20 protein-coding genes and 1 other RNA gene are annotated in these 24,398 nt (G+C 37.5%); 17 read left to right on the top strand and 4 right to left on the bottom strand.

The features are described 5' to 3' along the window. The first annotated feature begins 103 nt into the window (after positions 1 to 103). The 4 genes from AB3I42_RS08565 (at position 104) to AB3I42_RS08550 (ending at position 4,928) form a co-directional block, all read left to right on the top strand. Positions 104 to 1,111, top strand: a complete 1,008-nt coding sequence (locus AB3I42_RS08565; RefSeq protein WP_010720892.1) for a class I SAM-dependent methyltransferase — start codon at positions 104 to 106, stop codon at positions 1,109 to 1,111. Positions 1,112 to 1,135: 24 nt separating this feature from the next. Continuing rightward, positions 1,136 to 2,320: an acetate/propionate family kinase gene (locus AB3I42_RS08560; protein ID WP_306690444.1), complete on the top strand. Its 1,185-nt coding sequence runs from the start codon at positions 1,136 to 1,138 to the stop codon at positions 2,318 to 2,320. 223 nt (positions 2,321 to 2,543) lie between these two features. Further along, the gene (locus AB3I42_RS08555; RefSeq protein ID WP_181914312.1) at positions 2,544 to 3,758 is read left to right on the top strand and encodes an immunoglobulin-like domain-containing protein; all 1,215 of its coding nucleotides are present in this window, start codon (positions 2,544 to 2,546) and stop codon (positions 3,756 to 3,758) included. A 243-nt stretch (positions 3,759 to 4,001) separates the two neighbouring features. After that, positions 4,002 to 4,928, top strand: a complete 927-nt coding sequence (locus tag AB3I42_RS08550; protein ID WP_010737079.1) for a toxin Cry1Ac domain D-VI-related protein — start codon at positions 4,002 to 4,004, stop codon at positions 4,926 to 4,928. Positions 4,929 to 5,112: 184 nt separating this feature from the next. On the opposite strand, the gene AB3I42_RS08545 is transcribed toward AB3I42_RS08550, so the two are convergent. The 4 genes from AB3I42_RS08545 to AB3I42_RS08530 form a co-directional block, all read right to left on the bottom strand. Next, on the bottom strand, positions 5,113 to 5,580 hold the full coding sequence (locus tag AB3I42_RS08545; protein ID WP_010720888.1) for a universal stress protein: 468 nt from the start codon (positions 5,578 to 5,580) through the stop codon (positions 5,113 to 5,115). A 70-nt stretch (positions 5,581 to 5,650) separates the two neighbouring features. Then, positions 5,651 to 5,938 carry a hypothetical protein gene (locus AB3I42_RS08540; protein ID WP_010720887.1) on the bottom strand — a complete coding sequence of 96 codons (288 nt, stop codon included), beginning with the start codon at positions 5,936 to 5,938 and terminating at the stop codon, positions 5,651 to 5,653. 114 nt (positions 5,939 to 6,052) lie between these two features. After that, positions 6,053 to 6,247, bottom strand: a non-coding RNA gene (gene ssrS / locus AB3I42_RS08535) — 6S RNA. Positions 6,248 to 6,308: 61 nt separating this feature from the next. Then, a complete protein-coding gene (locus AB3I42_RS08530) occupies positions 6,309 to 7,604 on the bottom strand; it encodes a replication-associated recombination protein A (RefSeq protein WP_181914313.1) in 1,296 nt (431 codons plus the stop codon). Between the two features lie 264 nt (positions 7,605 to 7,868). Here AB3I42_RS08530 and AB3I42_RS08525 point away from each other — a divergent pair, with 264 nt between their 5' ends. The 13 genes from AB3I42_RS08525 to AB3I42_RS08465 all read left to right on the top strand — a co-directional run bounded on the left by AB3I42_RS08525 (position 7,869) and on the right by AB3I42_RS08465 (position 24,382). Further along, on the top strand, positions 7,869 to 8,378 hold the full coding sequence (locus AB3I42_RS08525) for a DinB family protein (RefSeq protein ID WP_010737081.1): 510 nt from the start codon (positions 7,869 to 7,871) through the stop codon (positions 8,376 to 8,378). A gap of 224 nt (positions 8,379 to 8,602) precedes the next feature. Beyond that, complete coding sequence (locus AB3I42_RS08520; protein ID WP_368022435.1) at positions 8,603 to 9,244, top strand: DNA-3-methyladenine glycosylase; 642 nt, start codon at positions 8,603 to 8,605, stop codon at positions 9,242 to 9,244. Then, positions 9,241 to 9,729, top strand: a complete 489-nt coding sequence (locus tag AB3I42_RS08515; protein WP_010737083.1) for a DUF3013 family protein — start codon at positions 9,241 to 9,243, stop codon at positions 9,727 to 9,729. Before AB3I42_RS08520 ends, AB3I42_RS08515 begins: the two co-directional genes overlap by 4 nt. A 12-nt stretch (positions 9,730 to 9,741) precedes the next feature. Beyond that, complete coding sequence (prmA, locus tag AB3I42_RS08510; RefSeq protein ID WP_010737084.1) at positions 9,742 to 10,689, top strand: 50S ribosomal protein L11 methyltransferase; 948 nt, start codon at positions 9,742 to 9,744, stop codon at positions 10,687 to 10,689. After that, positions 10,690 to 11,442 carry a 16S rRNA (uracil(1498)-N(3))-methyltransferase gene (locus AB3I42_RS08505; RefSeq protein WP_010737085.1) on the top strand — a complete coding sequence of 251 codons (753 nt, stop codon included), beginning with the start codon at positions 10,690 to 10,692 and terminating at the stop codon, positions 11,440 to 11,442. Positions 11,443 to 11,648: 206 nt separating this feature from the next. Next, complete coding sequence (locus AB3I42_RS08500; protein ID WP_010720880.1) at positions 11,649 to 13,862, top strand: bifunctional (p)ppGpp synthetase/guanosine-3',5'-bis(diphosphate) 3'-pyrophosphohydrolase; 2,214 nt, start codon at positions 11,649 to 11,651, stop codon at positions 13,860 to 13,862. Between the two features lie 11 nt (positions 13,863 to 13,873). Continuing rightward, positions 13,874 to 14,320, top strand: a complete 447-nt coding sequence (dtd, locus tag AB3I42_RS08495; protein WP_010737086.1) for a D-aminoacyl-tRNA deacylase — start codon at positions 13,874 to 13,876, stop codon at positions 14,318 to 14,320. A 307-nt stretch (positions 14,321 to 14,627) separates the two neighbouring features. After that, on the top strand, positions 14,628 to 15,887 hold the full coding sequence (locus AB3I42_RS08490) for a cytochrome P450 (RefSeq protein WP_010737087.1): 1,260 nt from the start codon (positions 14,628 to 14,630) through the stop codon (positions 15,885 to 15,887). 306 nt (positions 15,888 to 16,193) lie between these two features. Next, complete coding sequence (locus AB3I42_RS08485; RefSeq protein WP_368022434.1) at positions 16,194 to 17,141, top strand: aldo/keto reductase; 948 nt, start codon at positions 16,194 to 16,196, stop codon at positions 17,139 to 17,141. 454 nt (positions 17,142 to 17,595) lie between these two features. Beyond that, a complete protein-coding gene (gene hisS, locus AB3I42_RS08480; RefSeq protein WP_131773365.1) occupies positions 17,596 to 18,888 on the top strand; it encodes a histidine--tRNA ligase in 1,293 nt (430 codons plus the stop codon). A 14-nt stretch (positions 18,889 to 18,902) separates the two neighbouring features. Beyond that, positions 18,903 to 20,669, top strand: coding sequence for an aspartate--tRNA ligase (aspS, locus tag AB3I42_RS08475; RefSeq protein ID WP_010737090.1), 1,767 nt, complete (start codon positions 18,903 to 18,905; stop codon positions 20,667 to 20,669). Between the two features lie 448 nt (positions 20,670 to 21,117). Further along, the gene (locus AB3I42_RS08470) at positions 21,118 to 21,993 is read left to right on the top strand and encodes a YitT family protein (RefSeq protein ID WP_010720874.1); all 876 of its coding nucleotides are present in this window, start codon (positions 21,118 to 21,120) and stop codon (positions 21,991 to 21,993) included. Between the two features lie 442 nt (positions 21,994 to 22,435). Continuing rightward, entirely contained in the window at positions 22,436 to 24,382 is a 1,947-nt protein-coding gene (locus AB3I42_RS08465) for an acyltransferase family protein (protein ID WP_034867734.1), read from the top strand. The last annotated feature ends 16 nt before the right edge of the window (positions 24,383 to 24,398 follow it).

Here is a 24,398-nt window from a genome sequence, read left to right as displayed (position 1 = left end):
TCACAAACAAAAAAGTGTGAAAACGATTGAAATTTTGCTCATAGTTCGTTAAAATTAAACAGGTAAAATAATTGTTATAATATATCTAGAAATGAGGTGCACCATGTTACCAGAAAAAATGGAACAGGGGTTTGAACAAAACCTAAAAGCGATTCAGCTTTTACAAAATGCATTGGGAACTTCCTTTTTAGAAGCCTATGTCGAAAATGCTGAAAACTTAATCGACAACTATCAAGTACGAGTGGTAGATGGAGTACCGTCTGAAGAAATCAAGCAACAGATTTCTGCTTTGTATAAAGAACTCAGTCAACTTTCCTTTGAACCAGAAGAGTGGCGCCGTCTGTCACAACTACTGTTACTAAAGGGGAGTCAGACAGAACATCTTCAAGCGAACCATCAACTTACTCCAGATAGTATTGGTTTTTTATTTGTCTTTTTAATTGAACAGCTATTCACAAATAAAGAAGAGCCAATCAAGATTTTGGACATTGCAGCAGGAATGGGCAACTTGTTATTAACAGTTCTTTTAAACCTATCAAGTGCGGGATACCAAGCGGAAGGGATGGGTGTAGATATTGACGATACGTTATTAGCGGTTGCTGCTTCAACAAGTGATCTGACTCAGGCGAATGTTCAATATTTTCACCAAGATGGCTTACAAGAATTACTGATTGATCCAGTGGATGTAGCTATCAGCGATTTACCGATTGGTTATTATCCGAATGATCAAAAAGCAAAAGAGTTTTTAACAAGCACCACACAAGGGCATAGTTATGCCCATCATCTGCTATTAGAACAGGCAATGAAGTATGTCAAACCAGATGGATTCGGTCTGTTTTTGATGCCAAGTAACTTCTTAGAAACAGAACAAAGTGAAGAAGTCAAAAGATGGTTTAAAGAAGAAGGATATCTTCAAGGAATGATCCAATTACCAGATGAATTATTCCGTAACAAGCAATCACAAAAAAGTATTTTGATCTTGCAGAAAAAAGGAACAAAGGCAAAACAAGCACAAGAAGTATTACTTGTAAAACTTGATTCACTAAAGAAACCAGAGAAGGTGACTGAATTTTTTAAAGAATTTGAAACATGGAAATCGTCTTCTCTTTAATCACGCACTAAGAAGGAGAATTATATGTCTAAAACAATTGCTATCAACGCTGGAAGTTCAAGTTTAAAATGGCAGCTATATCAAATGCCAGAAGAAACCGTAATTGCTAAAGGAATTGTCGAAAGAATCGGTTTAGAAGATTCAATTTTTACGATCAAATATGGTGAAGATCAAAAATTCGAGAAAATCATGGACATCGATGACCATGAAGTAGCAGTAAAAATGTTGTTAGATCAACTGATTGCATTACAAATCTTAAGTTCTTACGATGAAATCACTGGGGTAGGACATCGTGTGGTTCATGGTGGAGAAACTTATGCTGATTCTGTAATCGTGGATGAAGCTGTGATGGATCGCATTGAAGAATTGGCAGAGTTTGCACCATTGCATAACCCTGCTAATCTAATGGGTATCAAAGCATTTAAAAAAATCTTACCTGATATCCAAAGTGTGGCTGTGTTTGACACGTCATTCCACGCAACAATGCCAAAAAGCAGTTATTTGTATAGCTTACCTGTTTCTTACTATGAAGATTTCAAAGTAAGAAAATATGGCTTCCATGGTACAAGTCATCGCTATGTAGCAGAACGTGCGGCTAAGATGTTAGAGAAACCAATCGAAGAGTTGAAATTGATCACTTGTCACTTAGGGAATGGTGTTTCAATTACGGCAGTAGATGGTGGAAAATCAGTTGATACTTCGATGGGATTCACACCACTGGCAGGTGTAACAATGGGAACACGCTCAGGGGACATTGATCCAGCTGTTTTACCTTATCTAATGGAAAAATTAGAGATTGATATTGATGAAATGGTCAACATTTTAAACAAAAAATCAGGTTTGTTAGGTCTAACAGGTTTATCAAGTGACATGCGTGATCTTGAGAAAAACTATGAACAAGAACATATCCATTTGGCATATGACATCTTTGTAGACCGTATCCGTAAATATATTGGTGGATATGTGACAACGATGAACGGCGTTGACGTAATTGTTTTCACTGCTGGAATTGGCGAAAATGATGGGCACGTCCGTAGTGAAATCATTAAAGGGATGACATGGTTTGGTTGTGAAATTGATCCTGAAATGAATAAAAAACGTGGGGAAGAATTAGATATCTCCACAAAAGATTCAAAAGTCAAAGTACTTGTCATTCCAACTGATGAAGAATTAATGATCGCTCGTGACGTGGAACGTTTACGTAAATAAATATTCTAATGAAATAGTTGTTAGCCTTTTTTAGGTATGAAATAGTGTAACGAACGTATCATAATTTTAAGAATAAATTTTTTCCGAAGTGAACATTGTTCACTTCGTTTTTTTGTTTTGTCTATAAAAAGTGATTGATTGAAAAAAAGAAATGTTCTTTTTTAAATCAATAAAAAATATAGAAATAAAATAAAGTATTATGAAAAAAAGGGAGGAGATTGAATTGAGAAAAACAAATCGATTAACGATAACGATTATGAGTGTACTAATATTAGCTAATTCATCTATAACTGCCAGTCCATTTGTATACGCAGAACAAAATGAAGTCTCAGGAAAGAAAACAATGAAAAGTGAAATCAGCCAGGCAAATATTTCAGGTGAACATTCAGATGTGAAACAAACGAACATTCCTAATGATCAAAACGTTAAGAAAGCGACTGAGGCAGTGAAACTTCTGTTTGATGAAATAGGAGCAAAAACAAGTAATACCCAAGCAAAAATTAATGAAGTAAAGCTACAAGTAATGGAATTAACAGAAAGTGTACAAAAAACAAAATTATTTGAAAAAATTGTTCAAGCGCAAGAAATGTATGATTCAAAACAGACTAAAATGACAAATTCTAAAGAAAAAAATGGACAAAAAGAATTTGACGAAAAAACTCCTTCCTGTACAATCGACCCCTATATTTATGGGAACGTATACATGACTGGTGCTTATGAAGGGGAAATCAATCAATTTAAATTGATTGTTGGCGATAAAGAATATACCCCAGGTTTTACTTTGTTACCAAATAATCAGTTCAAACTTTATATTGGAAAGAAAATTCCGCCTTCAATTTTTTCAGTCACAGTAAAAATCTTTGATAAAAAAGGAAAAGAGACAAGTTCTCAAAACGTTTCAGTTCAAGCACCGAAACTCACCATTAACAATTACACATTAGGAGAAAACTATGACAAAGGTGAGTTTATTGGTGATGTTGCTAAATTTAAATTGAGGGTGGGGACCACAGGAAGCACGAAAGAATACACTCCAGGTTTTAGACGATTAGCGAATAATCAATTTGAAGTCTATGCGAAAGATAAAATATTACGTGGAAGTAAAAGAGTCGTTTTGGTTGCTCTGAATTCAGAAGGAGATTTGTTAAAATCTGGTTTAGTTAGAGTCCAATCTCCCTACTTAGATATAAATGACTATAAATTAGGAAATGAATATATTACAGGTACCTATGCTGGGGCAGTAAAGAAATTTAAGTTAGTAGTGGATGGAAAAGAGTATTTTCCAGGATTTAAATTGTTAAAGGATAATCAATTTGAAGTCTACGCGAAAAACAAGGTATCGGCGCTAACTAAATCTATTACTTTGATTAGTTTAGATGAACAAGAAAAAGAAATCGTTAGTAAGCAAGTGGTTTTCATTGATTCAACGAATAAAGACTGACTATTTTTATAGCTGAAGCATTAACGACTCGTATAAAAAGTTACTTGAATAGAAATAGAAGAACAGCCAGTGTCACAAACAAAAATTTTTTTACCGAAGTGAGTAACTTTAACATTGTTTTTTATTTTATAAAATAGTCTATTTAAAAAAATGACATTTTTTTTTAAATAATTAAAAAAAATAGCGAGCCCGAATAGGTTATTATTTCCTTAAATCAAATAAACAAAAAAGGGTGGTTTTTAATTGAAAAAGGGGAACTTGAAAAAGAATTTAGTGTCGTTTTCAACTACGAGTGCATTAGTATTATCTAGTTTATCTGGAGTAGTGACACCAATGGTCCATGCAGATCAAAATGGGGCGGGAGAAGGCATCACTATTACTACTTCGGAAAAAAATGAGAAAAAAGAAGAAGCAAATCAATCAAATCAATCAAGTCAGGCGAGTGAAACAAGTCAAACACACGCTTCAGAAGAAAAAGAAAATAAAAAAGTAGAAGAAACAACAACATCTTCCACTACAAAAGAACAGAACGCATCAAGTGTGCCAGTACCGGAACAGAAGAATACACTTGCAGATGAAGTGATTCAACATGCTACTGATGCAGTCAATAATCTATTTGATGGAAATGGAGCAAAAGTAGGCAATACTAAAGCTCAAATTGATGCGGCGAAACAACAAGTCGAAAGCTTACCAGATAGTGATCAAAAAACAGCGTTATTGGAAAAAGTCAATCAAGCACAAAAAGCATACGATACATTGATGCAAAAATGGCAAGTTGCGAATGAGACGATGGATAAACACTTTATTGATGGAGATATCGGTAATCCTAAAGGTAGTTTTACAACAGAAGAAATGATCGATCTTGCAGAAAAACTAGGTGAACTTCCTTATATAAACATTCCATTTTTAGAAGGCTATACGACCAATGAATTGCATGAAAAATACGATCAGTTAATTGCTGTATCAAACGCAACGCCAGTGGTGGATCGTCTGTTTTTTAATGGTAAACCAAGTACAAACAATACTCAAAATGATATTAATACTGCATTGAATCTTGTCCACCGTCTTGTGGATGGACCTTATAAAGACAGACTGTTAGCGAAAGTACAAGAAGCACAAAAAGCTTATAATGATGCGCACATTATTGTACTTCCTAAAGGAAATAAATAGGCGAATTGATGGCAAAGAAATATTTTTATCATGAAATCGATTAGGTTAGAAAAAATGATTGATTGGATAAATAATCTAAAAAAGAGCTTGGAACAAAAGAACGTGCCAAGCTCTTTAGCATATGTAAAAATAAATAAAAGCGGTTGTGACATACTTTTGTCACAACCGCTTGTTTAGTAATTAATCATTCTTTTTCAGGTAATTTATTCTCTAAATCAGTACGTACCACTAGAACATCACAAGTAGCGTTACGAATCACATATTCTGAAACAGAACCAATAAATAGACGTTCAACAGCATTCAATCCTGTTGCACCTAACATGATTAAATCTACATGGTTATCCTCAGGAATTTCTTTAGCGATGATTTGTTTCGGCGAGCCGTATTCAATCACGGTAGTAACATTGTTCAATCCCGCTTTTTTAGCATTTGCTTCATAATCAGCTAGCGTTTGCTTCGCCATTTCAGTTGCTTGCTCTGCCAACATGCCATCAAATGATGAAACGGTTTGGAAAGAACGAGTATCAATCACGTGTGCTAATAAAAGTTCTCCATTATTTCTGATAGCAACGTTTACGGCTTTTTTAAAAGCTAATTCAGCTTCATCAGAGCCATCTACGGCAACCATAATTTTTTTGTACTGTTGTAACATAAGCATTCACTCCTTCAGATAAATCAATCATTTATAATTCTATTGTAAAACAAGTTGAACAAAAAGAGAATTATTTACTGTTTGGTTTGACCATTTTCCGAGCGAAAGTAAAACTGAAGACAGAAGCAACAATAATGACCAAGAGCAGGTAAGCCAAAGCAATAAATCGTTGATTGAAAAAGGCGACAAAAATACCTAATACCCCTAGGAAAGCGTAAATGGCACCATAGAATTGTAAATAGCCACGATTTTTTTCTGTTTCTTCTATTAATACGAAAAAGATGGGTTGTTTTTTTAATAAATAATAGCTAACAAATAATAATAATAATGCGGCAATGCCCATTAAAAGTTGAATCATAGAAATTCCTCCAAAAGTCTAAAGATTGGTCAAATAATGTTTTTCAAGGGATCTACTCGAAAAAAAAGGAGCTGTACCAAGTAATTGGCATAGCCCCTTAATCTTCAAAAAATGGTAATCTCCGTTAATGCCGTTGTTCGTCCTGTAGTATTGATCCCGCGAATTCAAGCAGGTGGGTCCCACGGTCGTAGCCTCGAACTACCAAATGATAAGGCATGTTACCAGCAGTGACACAAGACGGGTCCCAAGATATCAATAAAAATGTTCGGTCAACACACAAAGAGGACAATTCGAACATCACAGATTTCCCACCTCTATAGTAGCATATGGAAATAAAAAGAGCAATGAGAGCGCTCATGGAAAATCAAGTCTATGTCGTTGGCTTATTGCCTCCTGATTTTTTCCATTCTTTGATTCGCTGATATTGTTGCCCAAGGGCTTGTTCATATTTTCCTGTAGTCTTCGGATGATAATAAGACGCTTGTTTTAATTTGTCGGGTAAATATTGTTGGTTCACCCAGGCTTGATCAAAATTGTGAGGGTATTGATAACCAATCCCACGATTCAATGCCTTGGCTCCTTGGTAATGACTGTCTCGTAAATGATCGGGCACTTCGCCAGCGTTGCCTGAGCGGATATCAGCAATCGCTTCATCTAAAGCGGCATAAGCAGAATTTGATTTAGGAGAGAGACAAAGATCAACTACGGCATCTGCTAAAGGAATCCTTGCTTCGGGAAGTCCTAGACGTTCAGCAGCTAAGACAGCATTGACAGTTCTAGCTGCGGCAGCAGGATTTCCTAGACCGATATCTTCATAACCAATCACCATCAAGCGCCGACAGATACTTGCCAGATCACCAGCCTCAACTAAGCGGGCTAGATAATGAAGTGCTGCATCAACATCGCTTCCTCGGATCGATTTTTGAAATGCTGAAATCACGTCATAGTGAGCATCTCCATCTTTATCATGAGTAAGTGCTTTTCGTTGGATACATTCTTCAACGATCGTTAGCGTTAAGTGAATGATCCCCTGTTCATTTGGCTCGGTCGAACGAGCCGCTAATTCCAAGCCGTTGAGTGTGCTTCGAAGATCGCCGTTCGTTGCCCGTGATAGATGAAGCAAAGCGTTTTCGTCTAATTCAATAGCTAGATTACCAAGCCCACGCTCTTTATCACTTAGAGCTGATCGAACCGCTTGCTGGATATCTAATTCGTTTAAGGGTTTTACTTCAAAAATCTGTGTTCGACTGCGAATAGCAGGATTAATCGTGATATAGGGGTTTTCAGTTGTTGCGCCAATCATGATGATCCGTCCATTTTCCAGATGAGGGAGCAAAAAATCTTGTTTCGTTTTATCAAGACGATGGATTTCATCAAGTAAGAGAATGACAGTGCCACTTATCTTGGCTTCTTCGGCAACTACTTGTAAGTCTTTCTTGGAATCAGTTGCTGCATTGAGCATGCGAAAGGCAAATTTGGTTGAGCCAGCAATCGCACTAGCAATACTGGTTTTACCAGTTCCTGGTGGACCATATAAAATCATGGAAGACAGCATTTTGGCATCAACCATTCGTCGAATAATTTTTCCTTCACCAACTAAATGTTCTTGTCCTACGACTTCATCGATCGTTCGTGGACGCATCCGATAAGCTAAAGGTTGCTGCATAAAACGGCCTCCTTTTTTTATTTTTCGTTCGTTAATTATACCATACATTAGGACAATCCACTTTATGGTAACGCTAATTTAGAACGCCGTAAACCGTAAAGTGAAAGGAAACGAGTTTACTCATATTCAGGCTAAGTTTAATAGGGAGGATCCTTATTGAAAGGACTGGGGGACTTTTAAAATAAAGCACCAGCTTCCTCGTTTATTCTGATTTGAGGTAAAATAAAGGGAGTGAAGACATAGATGGCTTGGAGGAGGAGAAAAATGAAAGCGACACGATTATTGAGTGAAACATTGTTACGAGCACAAGAACGGTTTGAAGAAACGTTAGACCAGCTAGATGTAGCAGAAGCAAATACGATGCCGGCACCTTTGATCAAATCAGTAACTTGGCTGATCTGGCATACTGCTCGAGAATTAGACCTTCAAATATCCGATTTGAAAAATAGTGAACCACTGTGGTTTAGTCAAGACTGGTCTGGAAAATTTGCATTAGATCTGCCTGATGATACGCAAGATTGGCAACACACACCTGCGGAAGCAAAAAAAGTCGTCGTAACAGACAAAAAACTACTTACAGATTATTTAGCTAATAGTGTTTCATTGACGATTGAGTACTTGGAACAAGTGGATGAAGGAACACTTGATGAAGTCATTGATTCCAACTGGACACCTCCTGTCACACGTGAAGATCGTCTCGTGTCGATCATTGATGATGCAGTGATGCATTCTGGTCAGGGGATCTATACTCGCCGACTGGTGATCGGTAAATAATGAATGCTAAACCTTGTTCTGGTTTGAACGGTCTATGTAAAATCCTATAAAAGGCTGTGACAGAAGTGTCTAGTTCTGAAAAATAAGCCGGAGAATCCGAAGATAGTTCTTCCTATTTTTGGGATTTTTCGGCTATTCTTATCTGCCTGTCTATTACTGTAGGTTTTTCTTGGTTTCCATAGCTTATGCTTTCAATATTGTGTATGATAAGGGTGGTGAATAAAATGACAAATAAAGAGCAATTAGATGAACTTTTATTGAATAAAACAACACCCGAAGTTGCCAGAGATCTTTTAGGGATGTATTTAGAATATGTTACGCCAACTGGTACCGTTGGTGGTTACATCGTTGATGCAGAGGCATATCTTGGTCCAGAAGATGAAGCGGCTCATAGTTTTGGGATGCGCAGAACCCCACGAGTGGCAGCGATGTATGAAAAGCCAGGAACGATTTATCTTTATACGATGCACACCCACCGTATTTTAAATATTATTACGCAACCTGAAGGGATTCCACAAGGGGTAATGATCCGTGCGATCGATCCTGCAACTGGTGTGGCTCAAATGAGCATTAACAGAGGCGGGAAGACTGGTCCTGATATTAGTAACGGTCCCGGAAAATTGGTAGCGGCATTAGGATTACCACAAGAACTTTATGGACAATCGATTTTAGACAGTCCGTTGCATTTTGTTTTTGAAAAAACAAAAATACCTAAGAAAATCATGGCTTTGCCAAGGATCGGTATTCCTAACAAAGGAGAATGGACGGACAAACCATTACGTTTTGTGGTGGCTGGAAATCCATATCTATCATTACAAAGAAAGAACCTGGTGGAGGAAGACTGGGGTTGGAGGAAGAGAAAATGAAAAAAACAAACTTACTTGACTACTTAGACAAAACAATCGAAAAAACGATCACTGATTATGATGTGGCATTAGACTGGGATACGAAAAACCATACGATTGAAATCATTGTCCGACTATTTGCAGAAAATAAAGCGCATTTGGAAATCGATGATGCCCAAGGTGTAGTTTCCGAAGAAGAAATCATTGAATTTGAAGATGGTATTTTATTGTTCAATCCACAAAAATCCCATTTTGATGAAAAAGATTATCTAGCGGTTATTCCTTATGAAGGGAAGAAAGGGATAGCCAAATCGGTCATTGATGCATTGATTGAGTATATGAACGAAGTATTAGCGCAAGGGCAAAGTGATCTCTTAGATTTTCTTGATGCAGATGATGAAACGGCAGTGTTTGAGTTGAATTGGGACAATCAACAGTTAGCAAAACTAGTCGAAGAAAAACAGCAAAATGAGACGGACGTCTATTTGCCTTATCCAAGTTATTAAGGAGTGAATGTCATGAAATGGAATGAAGTAAAAGTTGAAACCGCCAGTGAAGCAGTGGAAGCTGTGGCTAATATACTAATGGAAGCAGGAGCAAGCGGTGTTGCGATTGAAGATGCTTTAGACGTTGAAAATTTCAAGTCTGATCAATATGGGGAAATCTTGAATAAAGAAGATTTTACTTCATTAACAGAAGGCGCACTGGTGATGGCTTATTTCCCTGAAACGATTTTTTTACCAGAAATTTTGCCTTTTATCAAAGACCGTGTAGCCCAACTCCCAGAATTTGGCTTGGCGATCGGTAAAAATATCATCACCGTTAGTGAAGTGGAAGAAAGCAACTGGGCAACTGCTTGGAAAAAGTATTATCACCCAGTACGGATCACCAGAATGTTAACGATCGTGCCTAGTTGGGAAGCGTATCAAACAAGTGATCCATTAGAAAAGATCATTACATTAGATCCTGGAATGGCATTTGGAACAGGGACACATCCAACTACCTCTTTAACATTGCAAGCATTAGAAACGGTATTGCGTGGTGGAGAAACACTTTTAGATGTAGGAACTGGTTCAGGCGTCTTAAGTATCGCAGCGAAATATTTAGGTGCTAAAGAGGTTTATGCTTATGACCTTGATGAAGTGGCTGTTCGTGCAGCGAAAGAAAATATGGATATGAATGAAGTAGCCAAAGATGTTCACGTAGCTGCTAATGATTTATTGAACGGCATCACAATCGAAAGTGATGTTATCGTGGCGAACATCTTAGCAGATATTATTTTGTTGATGATCCCTGATGCTTGGCGCTTATTAAAACAAACGGGGCGCCTGATCGTATCTGGTATCATTGAAGAAAAAAAACAAATGGTCATTGACGCCATGAAAGAACAGGGCTTTGTCGTTGATCAAATTTTCCAACAAAAAGATTGGTATGCAATTATCTTGAAAAAGCCTGAGGTGGAATAAATGCAACGTTACTTTTTAGAAGAGGCGTATCAACCAAATACACGCTTCGAACTTTCGGGAGAGGCATTTCATCATATCGTACGGGTCATGCGCATGGCGCCAAAAGATCAAGTCTATTTAGCATTCAACGATCAAGTATCGATTCGTGCGGAGATCACAGAAATCAGTGAAGATACCGTTTATTTGAGCGAGCTTGAAAAAGAAAAAAGCCAAAAGGAATTACCCAATAACATCACGATTGCCAGTGGTTATCCAAAAGGGGATAAACTAGACTGGATCGTTCAAAAAGGAACAGAATTAGGTGCGCATGGATTTATTGGCTTTCCAGCTAAAACATCTATTGTAAAATGGGATGCGAAAAAAAGAAACAAACGTCAAGAACGTTTGAACAAAATTGCTCAAGAAGCAGCTGAACAATCTCATAGACAGATTGCGCCCCAAGTGGAATTATTGGAAAGTCAGCAAGCTCTTTTTGATCGACTATCTGCTTATGATGTGTTGTTGATTGCTTATGAAGAGTCAGCAAAACAAGGAGAACTAGCCAATTTAGCTAAGGTATTCCAAGAACTCACTGATGGTAGTCGGATTTTAGCCATTTTTGGTCCTGAAGGAGGTCTTGCTCCTGAAGAAGTTGAAGCCTTTGTTGAAAAAGGTGGAATCTTATGTGGATTAGGACCACGGATTTTACGTACGGAGACGGCACCTCTTTATCTTTTAAGTGCGGCAAGTTATCAGTGGGAGCTCACTCACTGATAATAACTGAATAAAATCAGGAAAAATTGAAAAAATTCCGAACAATCTGTATAATAAAAACAATTATTTTATTGTAAACAACGGATGACATCAAATGAATGGTGTGCATGAGTTTGTTTCTAGTTATGTTATAAAAAAGAAGAATGGTTTTTAATATTATTCGGAGCAACAGCTGTTGTTCGTAACCTTTGAAAGGGGGATGTTCCATGCCAAAAGAAGAATTATTGACAGGTCCTGGAGTGATTAAATTGGTTAGCCAATACATGGGACCTGATCATGTAGCATTTGTTCAAAAAGCTTGCGATTATGCAACGGCTGCTCACGATGGCCAGTTTCGTAAATCAGGCGAACCATACATTATCCATCCTATCCAAGTTGCTGGGATCTTAGCTGATTTAAGAATGGACCCCCATACTGTTGCAACTGGTTTTTTGCATGATGTTGTAGAAGACACCGACGTTACTTTGGATGATTTGAAAGAAGAATTTGGTCCAGACGTTGCAATGTTAGTTGACGGTGTAACGAAACTAGGGAAAATCAAATACAAATCACATGAAGAACAATTAGCAGAAAATCATCGAAAGATGTTATTAGCTATGGCGCAAGATTTACGTGTAATTATGGTGAAATTAGCTGATCGACTACATAACATGCGAACGCTAAAACATCTTCGTGAAGATAAACAACGTCGAATCGCCCAAGAAACTTTAGAAATTTATGCACCATTAGCTCATCGCTTGGGGATCAGTCGAATCAAATGGGAATTAGAAGATACTGCACTTCGCTATCTCAATCCTAAACAATATTATCGAATCGTGCATTTGATGCAAACGAAACGAGAAGAACGAGAAAAATATGTCAACGCCACAGTCGAAGATATTCGTCTAGCAACAGAAGAACTAGATATCTATGCAGAAATCTATGGACGTCCTAAACACATTTATTCCATTTATCGGAAAATGAAAGACCAAAAGAAACAATTCAATGAAATCTATGATTTACTCGCAATACGGGTAATCGTTGACTCTATCAAGGATTGTTATGCTGTTTTAGGAGCAATCCATACCAAATGGAAACCAATGCCAGGGCGGTTTAAAGATTATATTGCTATGCCTAAAGCAAATATGTATCAATCCTTGCATACAACAGTCATTGGACCAGCTGGAAATCCGGTAGAGATCCAGATACGAACTCAAGAAATGCACGAAATCGCCGAGTTCGGGGTGGCTGCACATTGGGCATACAAAGAAGGTAAAAATGATAAGGTCGAACCAGATGGTATCACGAAACAATTAAGCTGGTTCCACGAAATCATTGAACTACAAGATGAAAGTTATGATGCTTCAGAATTTATGGAAGGTGTCAAAGGAGATATCTTTAGTGATAAGGTCTATGTTTTCACTCCTAAAGGGGACGTGACAGAACTGCCAAAAGGTTCTGGACCTTTAGATTTTGCTTATAGTATCCATACAGACATTGGAAATAAAACAACGGGTGCCAAAATCAACGGCAAAATGGTTCAATTAGATTATAAGTTGAAAAATGGAGACATCATTGAGATTTTGACTTCACCTAATTCGTTTGGTCCAAGTCGAGATTGGTTGAAATTAGTTGCTACGAGTAAAGCTCGCAATAAAATCAAACGTTTCTTCAAAGCGCAAGACAGAGAAGAAAATATCATCAAAGGACATGAAGCAATCACAAAATGTATCATCGATCTAGGCTTTGCACCAAAAGAAATTTTAGCAAAAAGTAAGCTGCAAGATGCTTTAGAAAAGCTGAATTATCAAACGGAAGATGATATGTATGCAGCTGTGGGTTATGGTGAAGTCAGTGCATTGACGATGGCGAACCGTTTGACTGAAAAAGAAAGAAAAGAACAAAAGATCGAGCAACAAAAACAAGAAGCTGAAGAAATCATGAACCAACCGAAAAAAGAACCGGAAAAAATGAAGGTTCGCCATGAAGGTGGTGTCGTGATTCAAGGTGTCGATAACTTGTTGATTCGGATCAGTCGTTGCTGTAACCCGATCCCTGGAGATGATATCGTGGGTTATATCACTAAAGGAAGAGGAATCTCAATTCACCGAAGAGACTGTCCGAATGTCCAAGTAGACAAGCCGAATGTGGCAGAACGTCTGATTGAAGTCGAATGGGAAGATACCTCGAATACTAGAAAAGAATATGATGCTGATCTGGAAATTTATGGTTATAATCGTTCCGGCATGTTAAATGATGTCTTACAAACGGTAAATACCATGACTAAAAACTTAAACAGCGTGGAAGCGAGAACCAACAAAGACAAAATGGCAACGATCCATTTAACAGTAGGGATCCAAAATCTTGCTCACCTAAAGAGCATCGTGGATAAAATCAAAGCTGTACCAGATGTGTATAGCGTGCGACGAACCAATGGTTAGGAGGAAAACACGTGAGAGCTGTTGTCCAGCGAGTAAGTAAAGCTTCAGTGACGATCGCTCAACAAGAAGTTGGGAAGATCGATCAAGGGCTGGTTATTTTACTAGGTATTCATGAAAAAGATACGCAAGATGATGTTGATTATTTAGTAAAAAAAATTGCACAAATGCGTATTTTTGAAGATGAACAAGGAAAAATGAACCGTAGTGTAGAAGATGTCGAAGGACAAATTTTGAGTGTGTCCCAATTTACGCTGTTTGCAGATACTAAAAAAGGAAATCGTCCAAGTTTCATCTCAGCAGCTCGTCCCGAAACAGCTATTCCACTATACGAGGCTTTTAATGAAGGGATTAGAAATAGAGGGATTACCGTAGCAACCGGCCAATTTGGAGCTGACATGGCAGTATCTTTGATCAATGACGGTCCGGTTACTATCATTATTGATTCTCAAAATAAATAAGAGATGCTAGTATATTCATAATTGATTGAAATAAGATGAGCAGGACTCGTCAATTTCTTTAACCGATCCTCAGAGATTCGCACAAGCGATGAATCTTTGAGTGATCGTTTTTTTGTGTGCCTACTCGAAAAGTGTCATACAGATGGGGGAACCTATTTTTTAAGGAAAAAAGAGTGATTTTAGAGGAGAAATAGTTCTAAAATCGAGTCCATTTGGTCTTTTTGGTTTTAGAACACTTTTTTTGTCAGCTATCTAAAAAAAAGATAAGCTAATAATAGATGAAGTGTTCTATTGGAGGATATAAAAGATGAAAGAGGTACCAGTAGTCGATATAAAGATAACCGAGATTAAAAAAAGATATGAGCAAGGTTATCACTTGTTAGAGGAATTACGTAAAGAGGCAAATGCGCCAGTAGTGAAAGCAAAAATCTTCAATAAAGAAGCGATTGTGATCTATGGAAAAGAAGCCGCTCAAATTTTTTATGATCCAAGGAATTTCAAACGAAAAGGAGCAATGCCTAAATTAGTATTAAAAACGTTGTTTGGGAAAGATGGTGTTCAAACACTAGACGGTGCCCAACACCATCATCGCAAATCGATTTTTATGGATTTGATGACACCGGAAAGAATGGATACGTACCATCAAATTTTAGAAAAAAATTTGTCTCAAGCGTTAAACGAACAACATGGACAATTTGAATTATTTGATTTAAGTAAACAAGTACTATTTACTTCGATTTGTGAATGGTCAGGAATCAACTTAGCAGAATTGACCGATGAAGAAATCAATCAGTTCGCTGATTACCAAATTTCTATGATCAGTGGGACATTTACGTCGCCAATCGATCATATCAAAGGGGTTGAAAATCGTAAAAAATCTGAACAATGGGCTCAAAGGTTGATTGAGGATGCACGAGCAAACCCTGTTCCAGGTAAAGAAGATGTCGCTTTATATGCTTTTGCCCAAGCAACTGATCTTGATGGTAATTTGTTGCCAATCGAAGTGGCTGCGGTGGAATTGCTCAATATTATTCGACCAACTGTAGCATTGACAGTCTGGGCAGCTTTGATGGGACATGCTTTATTCAGTCGACCAGACTTAAAACAGCAGTTAAAAAATGACTTTACAGAATTTCAAGATCCGTTTATTCAGGAAATGCGTCGTTACTATCCATTTTTCCCAATGTTGCCAGCAATTGCTTTAAAAGATGTGTCAGTTGACGGCTATCTTATTCCTAAAGATAGTTGGGTTATTTTGGATCTATACGGGACGAATCATGATGAGCGTACAATCGATGCGCCAGATTCATTCATGATCAAACGTTATTTAGGGAAAGCAAAAGATCTTTCTTACGAAGAGGAATATGAGATGATTGCTCAAGGTGGAGGAGACTTTCGACAAATGCATCGCTGTGCAGGAGAATGGATCACTTTACACAGTTTACGGGTCTTTTCTGACCAATTAGTCAATCATTATGAATTTTCAGTACCTGAACAAGATTGGACGATCCCTAGTAATCAATTTCCAACTTATCCTAATAGTCGTGTACTCTTATATAAAGAATAGTGCGTAGAAAATAAAAAGTCTGAAATATAAATCTCATTCTGTAGCGCCCCCCAAAAAAAGTTAGACTAAAAAAACTAACTTTTGGGGGGCGCTTTATTTTTTATTCTAAAGCAAGTAAACGGTGTTCAAGAAGCAACTCCTCAGCAATAAGCGATGATTTTCTAAAATATGAGAAGCTATTTTAAAAAATCCTCTCTTATTCGCTCGGAGCTGATCGCTTCTTTCACAACCTCTTGTTTCAAAAGTTCTTTTAGTTTAGCTTTTTTTCTTTTTGTTTTAGACTAAAGAAAAAAGGAGGAATTGCGAATGGCAGAAATAAGAATTGGACATTCACAAGTTTACGCTGAACAACTTGGCTTAGGAGCGAATGCGATCGGTGGTCATAATCTTTTTGTTAACTTAAAAGATGAAACTGGGAAAGAAGTTGTACGAACCGCTTTGCAAAACGGCATCAATTTAATTGATACTGCTTATGCTTATGGAAATGGACGTTCAGAAGAACTGATCGGTGAAGTCCTGCAAGAAAATGAATTTGATCGTTCACGGGTGATCATTGCCACTAAAGCTGCCCATGTTCCTGGACAAAAAGGGGTATTCAATAATTCACCAGAATTTTTGACCCGTTCTGTAGAAGAAGCACTCCGACGTTTACAAACTGATTATATTGATATTTTTTATATCCATTTTCCAGATAAAGAAACGCCAAAAAATGAAGCAGTCGCTGCGTTGCACAAACTAAAAGAAGCAGGGAAGATCCGTGCAATCGGAGTCTCTAATTTTTCAATGACTCAACTGAAAGAAGCAAATCAAGATGGCTATGTTGATGTTGTTGAAGATAAATTTAGTTTGATCCATCGTGAAGCTGAAAAAGAACGTTGGCCTTATCTTGAACAACATAACATTAGTTTCGTCCCTTATTTTCCACTTGCTTCCGGCTTGTTAACGGGAAAATATCATTTAAATAGTCTTCAAAGTATGGCTCCAGATGACCCTCGTAAGAAGAATCCGGATTTTCAAGGAGAGAGGTTTGAAAAAATCATTCAGGCTGTCGAACAACTTGCACCGATTGCGAAAAACAATCAAGCTAGTATTGCTCAACTCGTTTTAGCTTGGTATATGAAAAATCCACGGATTTCTGTCGTGATACCTGGAGCGAAAAAACCGGAACAAGTTAGAGATAATGCTCGTGCATTAGATATTCATTTATCGTCCACTGATTACCATACCATTGATCAACTCTTTAAAGATTTTTAGAAAAATACAGAGAAGGTCGTGACAGAAGAAGTTAGCTCTGAAAAAATGAGCGTGTGCTGGAATGAAGGATGCTAGTAATTAAGGAGATGTTTCATTCAGTTAGTCGGTTAGCACCTTATTAATTCTCAGTTGATTTACAGATTTTTCTTGACTTTACGCCTTGTTTTTAGTAGGTTATAGGTAATATTGAAAATATCAATGAAAGAGCGAGTAAGTTTCTGAAGCTTTACAAGAGAGGATCATCAAGGCTGAAAATGATCTAAAGTTTTAGGTTCTAAAAGACACTCTGGAGATGGACGAGTGAAAAGCCGTCCCGTGTACGAGCGTTAATCGTTAGAGGAAAGAGCAATCTTTCAAAAATAGGTGGTACCGTGTATGAATTAGTCATTCACCCTTGTTCGTAATGAATAAGGGTGGATTTTTTTTTACATAGAAAAGTAAAGGGGAGAAAAAAATGAGTTTCCAAAGACCAAAAGGAACAAATGATATTTTACCTGGTGAGTCAGAAAAATGGCAGTTCGTGGAAGAAACAGCGCGTTTATTGTTTAGAGATTATCAATACAATGAAATCCGCACGCCTATTTTTGAACACTATGAAGTCATTTCTCGAAGTGTAGGGGATACAACGGATATCGTGTCAAAAGAAATGTATGATTTCTATGACAAAGGGGAACGCCACATCACTTTACGTCCAGAAGGAACAGCACCGATCGTTCGTTCTTTTGTGGAACATAAATTATTTGGACCAGAATATGCAAAACCTTATAAAACATTTTATATGGGACCAATGTTTCGTTATGAACGCCCTCAAAAAGGTCGTTTACGTCAATTCCATCAAATCGGAGTAGAAGCTTTTGGTTCTGACAATCCAGCAACTGACGTGGAAAGTATGGTTATGGCCCTTGATTTCTTTAAACAATTAGGAATCACTCAAATTCGATTAGTGATCAACTCGCTAGGAGATAAAGAAACGCGTCAAGCATATCGTCAAGCATTGATCGACTATCTTTCACCATTTGAAAAAGAGTTGAGTGAAGATTCACAACGTCGTTTGCATGAGAATCCGTTGCGGGTGTTAGATAGTAAAGACAAACGAGATCAAAAGTTTGTTGCTGATGCACCATCGATTTTAGATTTTTTAAGCGAAACAGCACAAAAACATTTTGATATGGTCGTTGCTATGTTGGATGCACTTAATATACCTTACGAAATCGATAGCACGATGGTTCGAGGGTTGGATTACTATACACATACAATCTTTGAGATTATGAGTGATGCACCAAAGATGGGCGCACAAGCGACGATTTGTGCAGGTGGACGTTACGATAATTTGGTTGAAGAACTAGGCGGACCTCAAACACCCGGTTTTGGTTTTGCGATGGGGATCGAACGCTTGCTGTTAACAATGGAAGCAGAAGAAGTCGTGATTCCGGCATTTAATGAATTAGATGCTTATGTCGTGGCTTTAGGCGAAGAAACGAATATCGAAGCATTGAAACTGGTGCAAACGATCCGCAATTTTGGGTTTTCAGCTGATCGTGATTTTATTGATCGTAAAGCAAAAGCACAATTCAAAACGGCTGATAAAGCGAATGCTAAGTTAGTGTTAGTTATTGGCGGAGATGAGCTGGAAAACCAAACGGTCACAGTCAAATCAATGGCTAATAGAAAAGAAAAAAGCTTTAGTTTAACAGAAGTTTATGAACATTTTGATGAAGTCTATGATGAAATGACTTTATTCGAGTAGGAGGAAAAAGAAAAATGGCACAAAGAACAACTTATTGCGGTTTGATTTCAGCAAAAGAACTAGATCAAACTGTTACATTAAAAGGGTGGGTACAAAAGCGAAGAGACTTAGGGGGAGTAATCTTTATTGATTTACGTGACCGAGAAGGAATCGTCCAAATCGTTTTCAATCCTGAGGTCAATAAAGAAGCATGGGAAATCGCGGATAAATGTCGGAGTGAATACGTGATTGAAATCACTGGTGTGGTTCGTAAACGTGAGGAGCTAGCCATCAACCCTAAAATGGTTACTGGTGAATATGAAGTATTCGCAAACGAAATTGTTATCTTGAACAAAGCAAAAACACCACCGTTTTTGATTGAAGACGATCAAACAGTCGGAGACGAGATCCGTATGAAATATCGTTATTTAGATTTGCGTCGTCCAAAAATGACGAAAAATATCAAAATGAGAAATGAAACAACGAAAGCAATCCGGCATTATTTAGATAATAATGATTTCATGGATATCGAAACACCTTATTTAGGAAAATCAACGCCAGAAGGGGCTCGTGACTATCTTGTTCCTTCGCGTGTTTACCCAGGGCACTTCTATGCGTTACCTCAATCACCTCAGTTGTTTAAACAATTATTGATGAACGCAGGGTTTGATCGTTACTACCAAATCGTTCGTTGTTTCCGTGACGAAGATCTTCGTGGTGATCGTCAGCCAGAATTTACTCAAGTAGATATTGAAACGACATTCTTGACGGCAGAAGAAATCCAAGATTATACCGAAGGCTTGATTGCGAAAGTGATGAAAGATGTTCGTGGAATCGACGTTACTTTACCGTTTCCTCGCATGACGTATGACGAAGCAATGAATCGCTACGGTAGTGATAAACCAGATACACGTTTTGAGATGGAGTTGATCGACTTAAGTGAAATCGTCAAAGATGTTGATTTCAAAGTCTTCCAAATGGCTCTTGAAAAAGGTGGCGTCGTCAAAGTTTTAAATGCTAAAAATGCTTCAAGCAACTACTCTCGTAAAGATTTAGATAATCTTGGGCAATACGCTAGCCAATTTGGTGCGAAGGGATTAGCTTGGCTAAAAGTAGAAGAGGACGGCTTGAAAGGTCCAATCGCTAAATTTATGGGAGATGCAACAGAAGCAATCGTTCAAGCGACAAACGCTGAAGTTGGAGACATTTTATTATTTGGTGCGGATACAAAAGAAATCGTAGCTGCAACACTAGGGGCAATCCGTACACGCTTAGGAAAAGAATTAGGCTTAATTGATGAATCAAAATTCAATTTCTTGTGGATCACAGAATGGCCACAATTTGAATATTCTGCAGAAGAAGGACGCTACGTATCCGCTCATCATCCATTTACGATGCCAAAAGAAGAAGATCTTGAACGCTTGAGTACAGATCCAGCTAGTGTCTATGCAGAAGCATATGATATCGTATTGAATGGCTATGAGCTAGGCGGTGGCTCAATCCGGATCCATACTCGTGAAATCCAAGAAAAAGTCTTAGAAACTTTAGGCTTTACGAAGGAACAAATGGAGGAACAATTTGGTTTCCTATTAACTGCATTGGATTATGGGTTCCCACCACATGGCGGTATTGCTCTTGGCTTGGACCGTTTTGTGATGTTACTTGCTGGTGAAGAAAACATTCGTGAAGTTATTGCTTTCCCTAAAAATGGTAGAGCAGCAGATGTCATGAGTGATGCACCAAGTACGGTATCAGATGCCCAATTATTTGACTTGAATATTGATGTAACTAGCATGGATTAAGTTTATTCGTATTGAACAAAAGACTAGTAACTCAATTCCATTGATCGTTTTATAAATAATAAGTACGGGAGTCTGGACTAGGTGTAAAAAGACTCTCGTACTTGTTTATGTTGTCTTGATTTAATTCCAAAACGATTTATAATTAAGCCATAGCGTATAATGTCAGTTGAGTTTTAACCCATATTTTCAATGGATGCTACGTTTAGTGATGCGATAGGCGAAGAATGAATCCTTCTTTTTGGTTAGTGTAATGATGGATCATTATAGAGTAGTCACTGAACGTAATCGTTCGTTCTTTCATTATATACTACGTATCTTTACTCACTATCCAAATTAAAATTAAGAAAGGAAATTCCGGGAAAAGAGAGAAATTGACTTCCAGACAATGATTGTCTCTTCATACGAATTCATATGAAAATTACGAGATCGTAACCGGAAATACAAAGCAATGAAAAAAACTTTCGAAAATTGGGCGCATCATGATTATACGACCAAGCTTTCGGTATCTATCGTTTATGCATTGATTGCATCAGTAGCACTAAACTTTTTTTATCAACCAGGACATATTTATTCAAGCGGAATCACTGGCTTGGCACAAATACTGACTACTTTATCTAAATCGTTGATTGGATTCGAAGTACCCGTCTCAACGACTTTATACTTATTGAATATTCCTTTATTTGTTCTTGCTTGGGTGAAAATCGGTAAGAAGTTTACGATTTTTACATTTATCACCGTGACATTGACGTCACTTTGTATCCATATCCTTCCTCTAACGGTTCTTTCAACTGATCCAATCATCTGCGCGATTTTTGGGGGTGCTGTGATGGGGTTAGGGATCGGGTTAGCCTTAAGAAATGGCTTATCCTCAGGTGGTTTGGATATCGTCAGTATCACTATTCGTAAAAAGACAGGAAAATCGATTGGTTCAATTTCGATTTACTTCAATGCATTGATCGTTTTCGTAGCTGGTATCCTTTTTGGCTGGCAATACATGTTTTATAGCGCACTTTCGATCTTTGTCAGTGGGAAAGTAACCGACGTGATGTATACGAAACAAAAGAAAATGCAAGTGATGATCGTAACGAAGCATCCCGAACGAGTAGTCAATGAAATCCAAAACTGTATGCGTCGTGGAATCACGATCATCAATGAGGCAGAAGGAGCTTACAAGCACGATAAACAAACGGTGTTGATGACGATCGTTACACGCTATGAGTTGCCTTTGTTAAGAGAAGCGATGAAAGCTTCTGATCCACAAGCGTTTGTCAGTATCGCCGAAAATGTCCAAATTCTTGGTCGGTTTTATGAAGAGGGCGTTTAGTGCAAGTGCAACTTATTGACAGAAAAAGTGACATATCCAAATAAATGAATCGATCAGTGTGGCTGGAAACAACTTTATTCTACAAATCGTTTGATAAAGTTGGGCATTGTATAGCTTGATTTGTATCTGGAGGGTGAGAATCTTCAAACAGTTTATCCTGTTTTGAGATTTTCACCCTTCATTTTGCTAAATTTGTCGTAACGATCTTAGTAAAGTGATTCTTTCAGTTAGATGTAATCTTACTGAGACTTCAAGGTTATTTTTAGTTATACGTTGTTCATAGTTGAATTTTTATTAAAGTTGCGGAAAAAGTTATTCTTTTTTTCAAAGTTTTATGGGAAGATAGAAATGATAGCGAAAATCACATGAATTTTTCTTGCTATTTTTGTACAATACACGTATATTACAAATGAAAAAAGTTTATGAAAAGTTGGAATATTGAATGGAAAAACAAAAAAGGTTAAAAAATAGTCGCTACATTACTGGTTTTGACGGTATTCGTTCTTTGGCAGTAGTAGGAGTGATTTTGTACCATTTGCTCCCTACAAGTTTGAAGGGTGGTTATTTGGGCGTCCCGATATTTTTTGTTGTATCAGGCTATTTGATCACTGATTTATTACGGCAAGAATGGGAACAAAATGGCAAAATCAATATTTGGCAGTTTTATGTCCGACGAATGAAAAGGTTATATCCAGGATTAGTGTTTTTACTAATCACTGCATCTGCTTATATTACGTTATTTCAACGAGGGTTATTGAATAACTTACGAGGAACAGTCGTTAGTAGTTTATTGTATGTCAACAACTGGTGGCAAATAAAAAATGGTTTGTCTTATTTTGATCGATTTGCCAATGAATCACCGTTTACCCATATTTGGTCATTGGCGGTGGAAGGTCAAAACTACTTAGTTTGGCCCATTCTTTTTGTTTTGTTAATGGTTTTTGTACGTAAAAAGAAGTGGATCGTTTATACAGTCTTAGGAGGATCACTTATTTCTGCGATCCTCATGATGATCCTATTTACGCCAGGCGGTGATCCAACTCGAGTATATTATGGAACAGATACGCGATTGTTTTCAATTTGGTTAGGAAGTGCTTTGGCTTTTGTCTGGCCAAGTACCCGATTGAAAAAAAATATTCCAAAGCAAGCAAAACGGGTGTTGAATCTAGCCGGATTGATTTCACTGATCGCATTGATCCTCTTCTTTTTCTTGTTAGATGATCATTATAGTTTTGTCTATTATGGGGGCATGCTGTTAGTTAGTCTCTTCTGTGTCGTTTTAGTTGCGGTAACAGCGCATCCAGGCGCAAGTGTGAACAAATGGTTAACCAATCCCGTGTTTTCTTGGATCGGTAAACGAAGTTACGGCATCTATCTGTATCAATTTCCAGTCATGATTTTTTATGAAGCAAAAGTTGCGAATATTGCGGATCATGTTTTGCTTCATACATTGATCGAGATTTCATTGATCCTGATCATTAGTGAACTTTCTTATCGCTACATTGAACGTCCTTTGGCACGATTCGATTATGGACAAACGATTCAAGTAGTCAAAGGCTGGTTCACTAAGCCGATTATCAGCAAGCAAAAACCTTGGGTCATTCCGGGAATATTGATGGTGTTGATCGCTCTTGTTGGTTTTGTTACAGCACCTAAGAATTCAGTGACTGCGGATCAAAAAAAATTACAAGCACAAATTGCTGAAAGTAAAAGATTGGCGGAGGAAAGCCAGAAAAATGAAGATAATAATTCCAACACCGTTGATCAAGCAGTTCTTGATAAATATGGGCTAACAGCTAAACAAGGAAAGAAAGCGCAGAAATTAGAATTGACAGCATTTGGAGACTCAGTCATGTTAGATGCAGCGACTGATTTGAAGGAGTTATATCCTAAAGTTGTTGTTGATGGAGACGTTGGTCGACAATTATATGCGAGTGAGCCATATATTGAAGAACTGAAAAAACAAAACCTATTGAAAGATACGGTTTTGATTGGCTTAGGAACAAATGGAGCCTTTTCTGAATCGCAATTTGATAGCATCATGAGTGCCTTAGGAGATCGTAAAGTTTACTGGGTAAATGTCCGCGTTCCTACAAAACGTTGGCAAAACGATGTGAATGCCTTGTTAGCACAAATGGCTAAAAAATACGATAATCTTACATTGATCGACTGGTATGATTATAGTAATAGCCACAATGATTGGTTTTATGATGACCAAGTACATCCAAATCCAGAAGGAATGAAACACTATATCCATTTAGTAAGTGAAACTTTATTAGGGAAAGATAAAACGAAGAAAACTGTTTCAAGTGAATCAACCCAAAATGATACGAATACTAATAGTGGTAGTGTAGCTAGTTCTGCTAATGGAAATGGTAGTACGGAATAGTTGAATAAGAGATAAG

Source organism: Enterococcus sp. C53 (assembly GCF_040887425.1).
Classification (GTDB): Bacteria; Bacillota; Bacilli; order Lactobacillales; family Enterococcaceae; genus Enterococcus_B; species Enterococcus_B hirae.
This window is presented reverse-complemented; position numbering and strand designations above follow the sequence as displayed.

Bases quoted from the DNA above. Each gene is read 5' to 3' on its own strand.
- AB3I42_RS08565 (WP_010720892.1), top strand. From the start codon at position 104: ATGTTACCAGAAAAAATGGAACAGGGGTTTGAACAAAACCTAAAAGCG.
- AB3I42_RS08560 (WP_306690444.1), top strand. From the start codon at position 1,136: ATGTCTAAAACAATTGCTATCAACGCTGGAAGTTCAAGTTTAAAATGG.
- AB3I42_RS08545 (WP_010720888.1), bottom strand. From the start codon at position 5,580: ATGTTACAACAGTACAAAAAAATTATGGTTGCCGTAGATGGCTCTGAT.
- AB3I42_RS08540 (WP_010720887.1), bottom strand. From the start codon at position 5,938: ATGATTCAACTTTTAATGGGCATTGCCGCATTATTATTATTATTTGTT.
- AB3I42_RS08530 (WP_181914313.1), bottom strand. From the start codon at position 7,604: ATGCAGCAACCTTTAGCTTATCGGATGCGTCCACGAACGATCGATGAA.
- AB3I42_RS08525 (WP_010737081.1), top strand. From the start codon at position 7,869: ATGAAAGCGACACGATTATTGAGTGAAACATTGTTACGAGCACAAGAA.
- AB3I42_RS08520 (WP_368022435.1), top strand. From the start codon at position 8,603: ATGACAAATAAAGAGCAATTAGATGAACTTTTATTGAATAAAACAACA.
- AB3I42_RS08515 (WP_010737083.1), top strand. From the start codon at position 9,241: ATGAAAAAAACAAACTTACTTGACTACTTAGACAAAACAATCGAAAAA.
- prmA (WP_010737084.1), top strand. From the start codon at position 9,742: ATGAAATGGAATGAAGTAAAAGTTGAAACCGCCAGTGAAGCAGTGGAA.
- AB3I42_RS08505 (WP_010737085.1), top strand. From the start codon at position 10,690: ATGCAACGTTACTTTTTAGAAGAGGCGTATCAACCAAATACACGCTTC.
- AB3I42_RS08500 (WP_010720880.1), top strand. From the start codon at position 11,649: ATGCCAAAAGAAGAATTATTGACAGGTCCTGGAGTGATTAAATTGGTT.
- AB3I42_RS08490 (WP_010737087.1), top strand. From the start codon at position 14,628: ATGAAAGAGGTACCAGTAGTCGATATAAAGATAACCGAGATTAAAAAA.
- AB3I42_RS08485 (WP_368022434.1), top strand. From the start codon at position 16,194: ATGGCAGAAATAAGAATTGGACATTCACAAGTTTACGCTGAACAACTT.
- hisS (WP_131773365.1), top strand. From the start codon at position 17,596: ATGAGTTTCCAAAGACCAAAAGGAACAAATGATATTTTACCTGGTGAG.
- aspS (WP_010737090.1), top strand. From the start codon at position 18,903: ATGGCACAAAGAACAACTTATTGCGGTTTGATTTCAGCAAAAGAACTA.
- AB3I42_RS08470 (WP_010720874.1), top strand. From the start codon at position 21,118: ATGAAAAAAACTTTCGAAAATTGGGCGCATCATGATTATACGACCAAG.
- AB3I42_RS08465 (WP_034867734.1), top strand. From the start codon at position 22,436: ATGGAAAAACAAAAAAGGTTAAAAAATAGTCGCTACATTACTGGTTTT.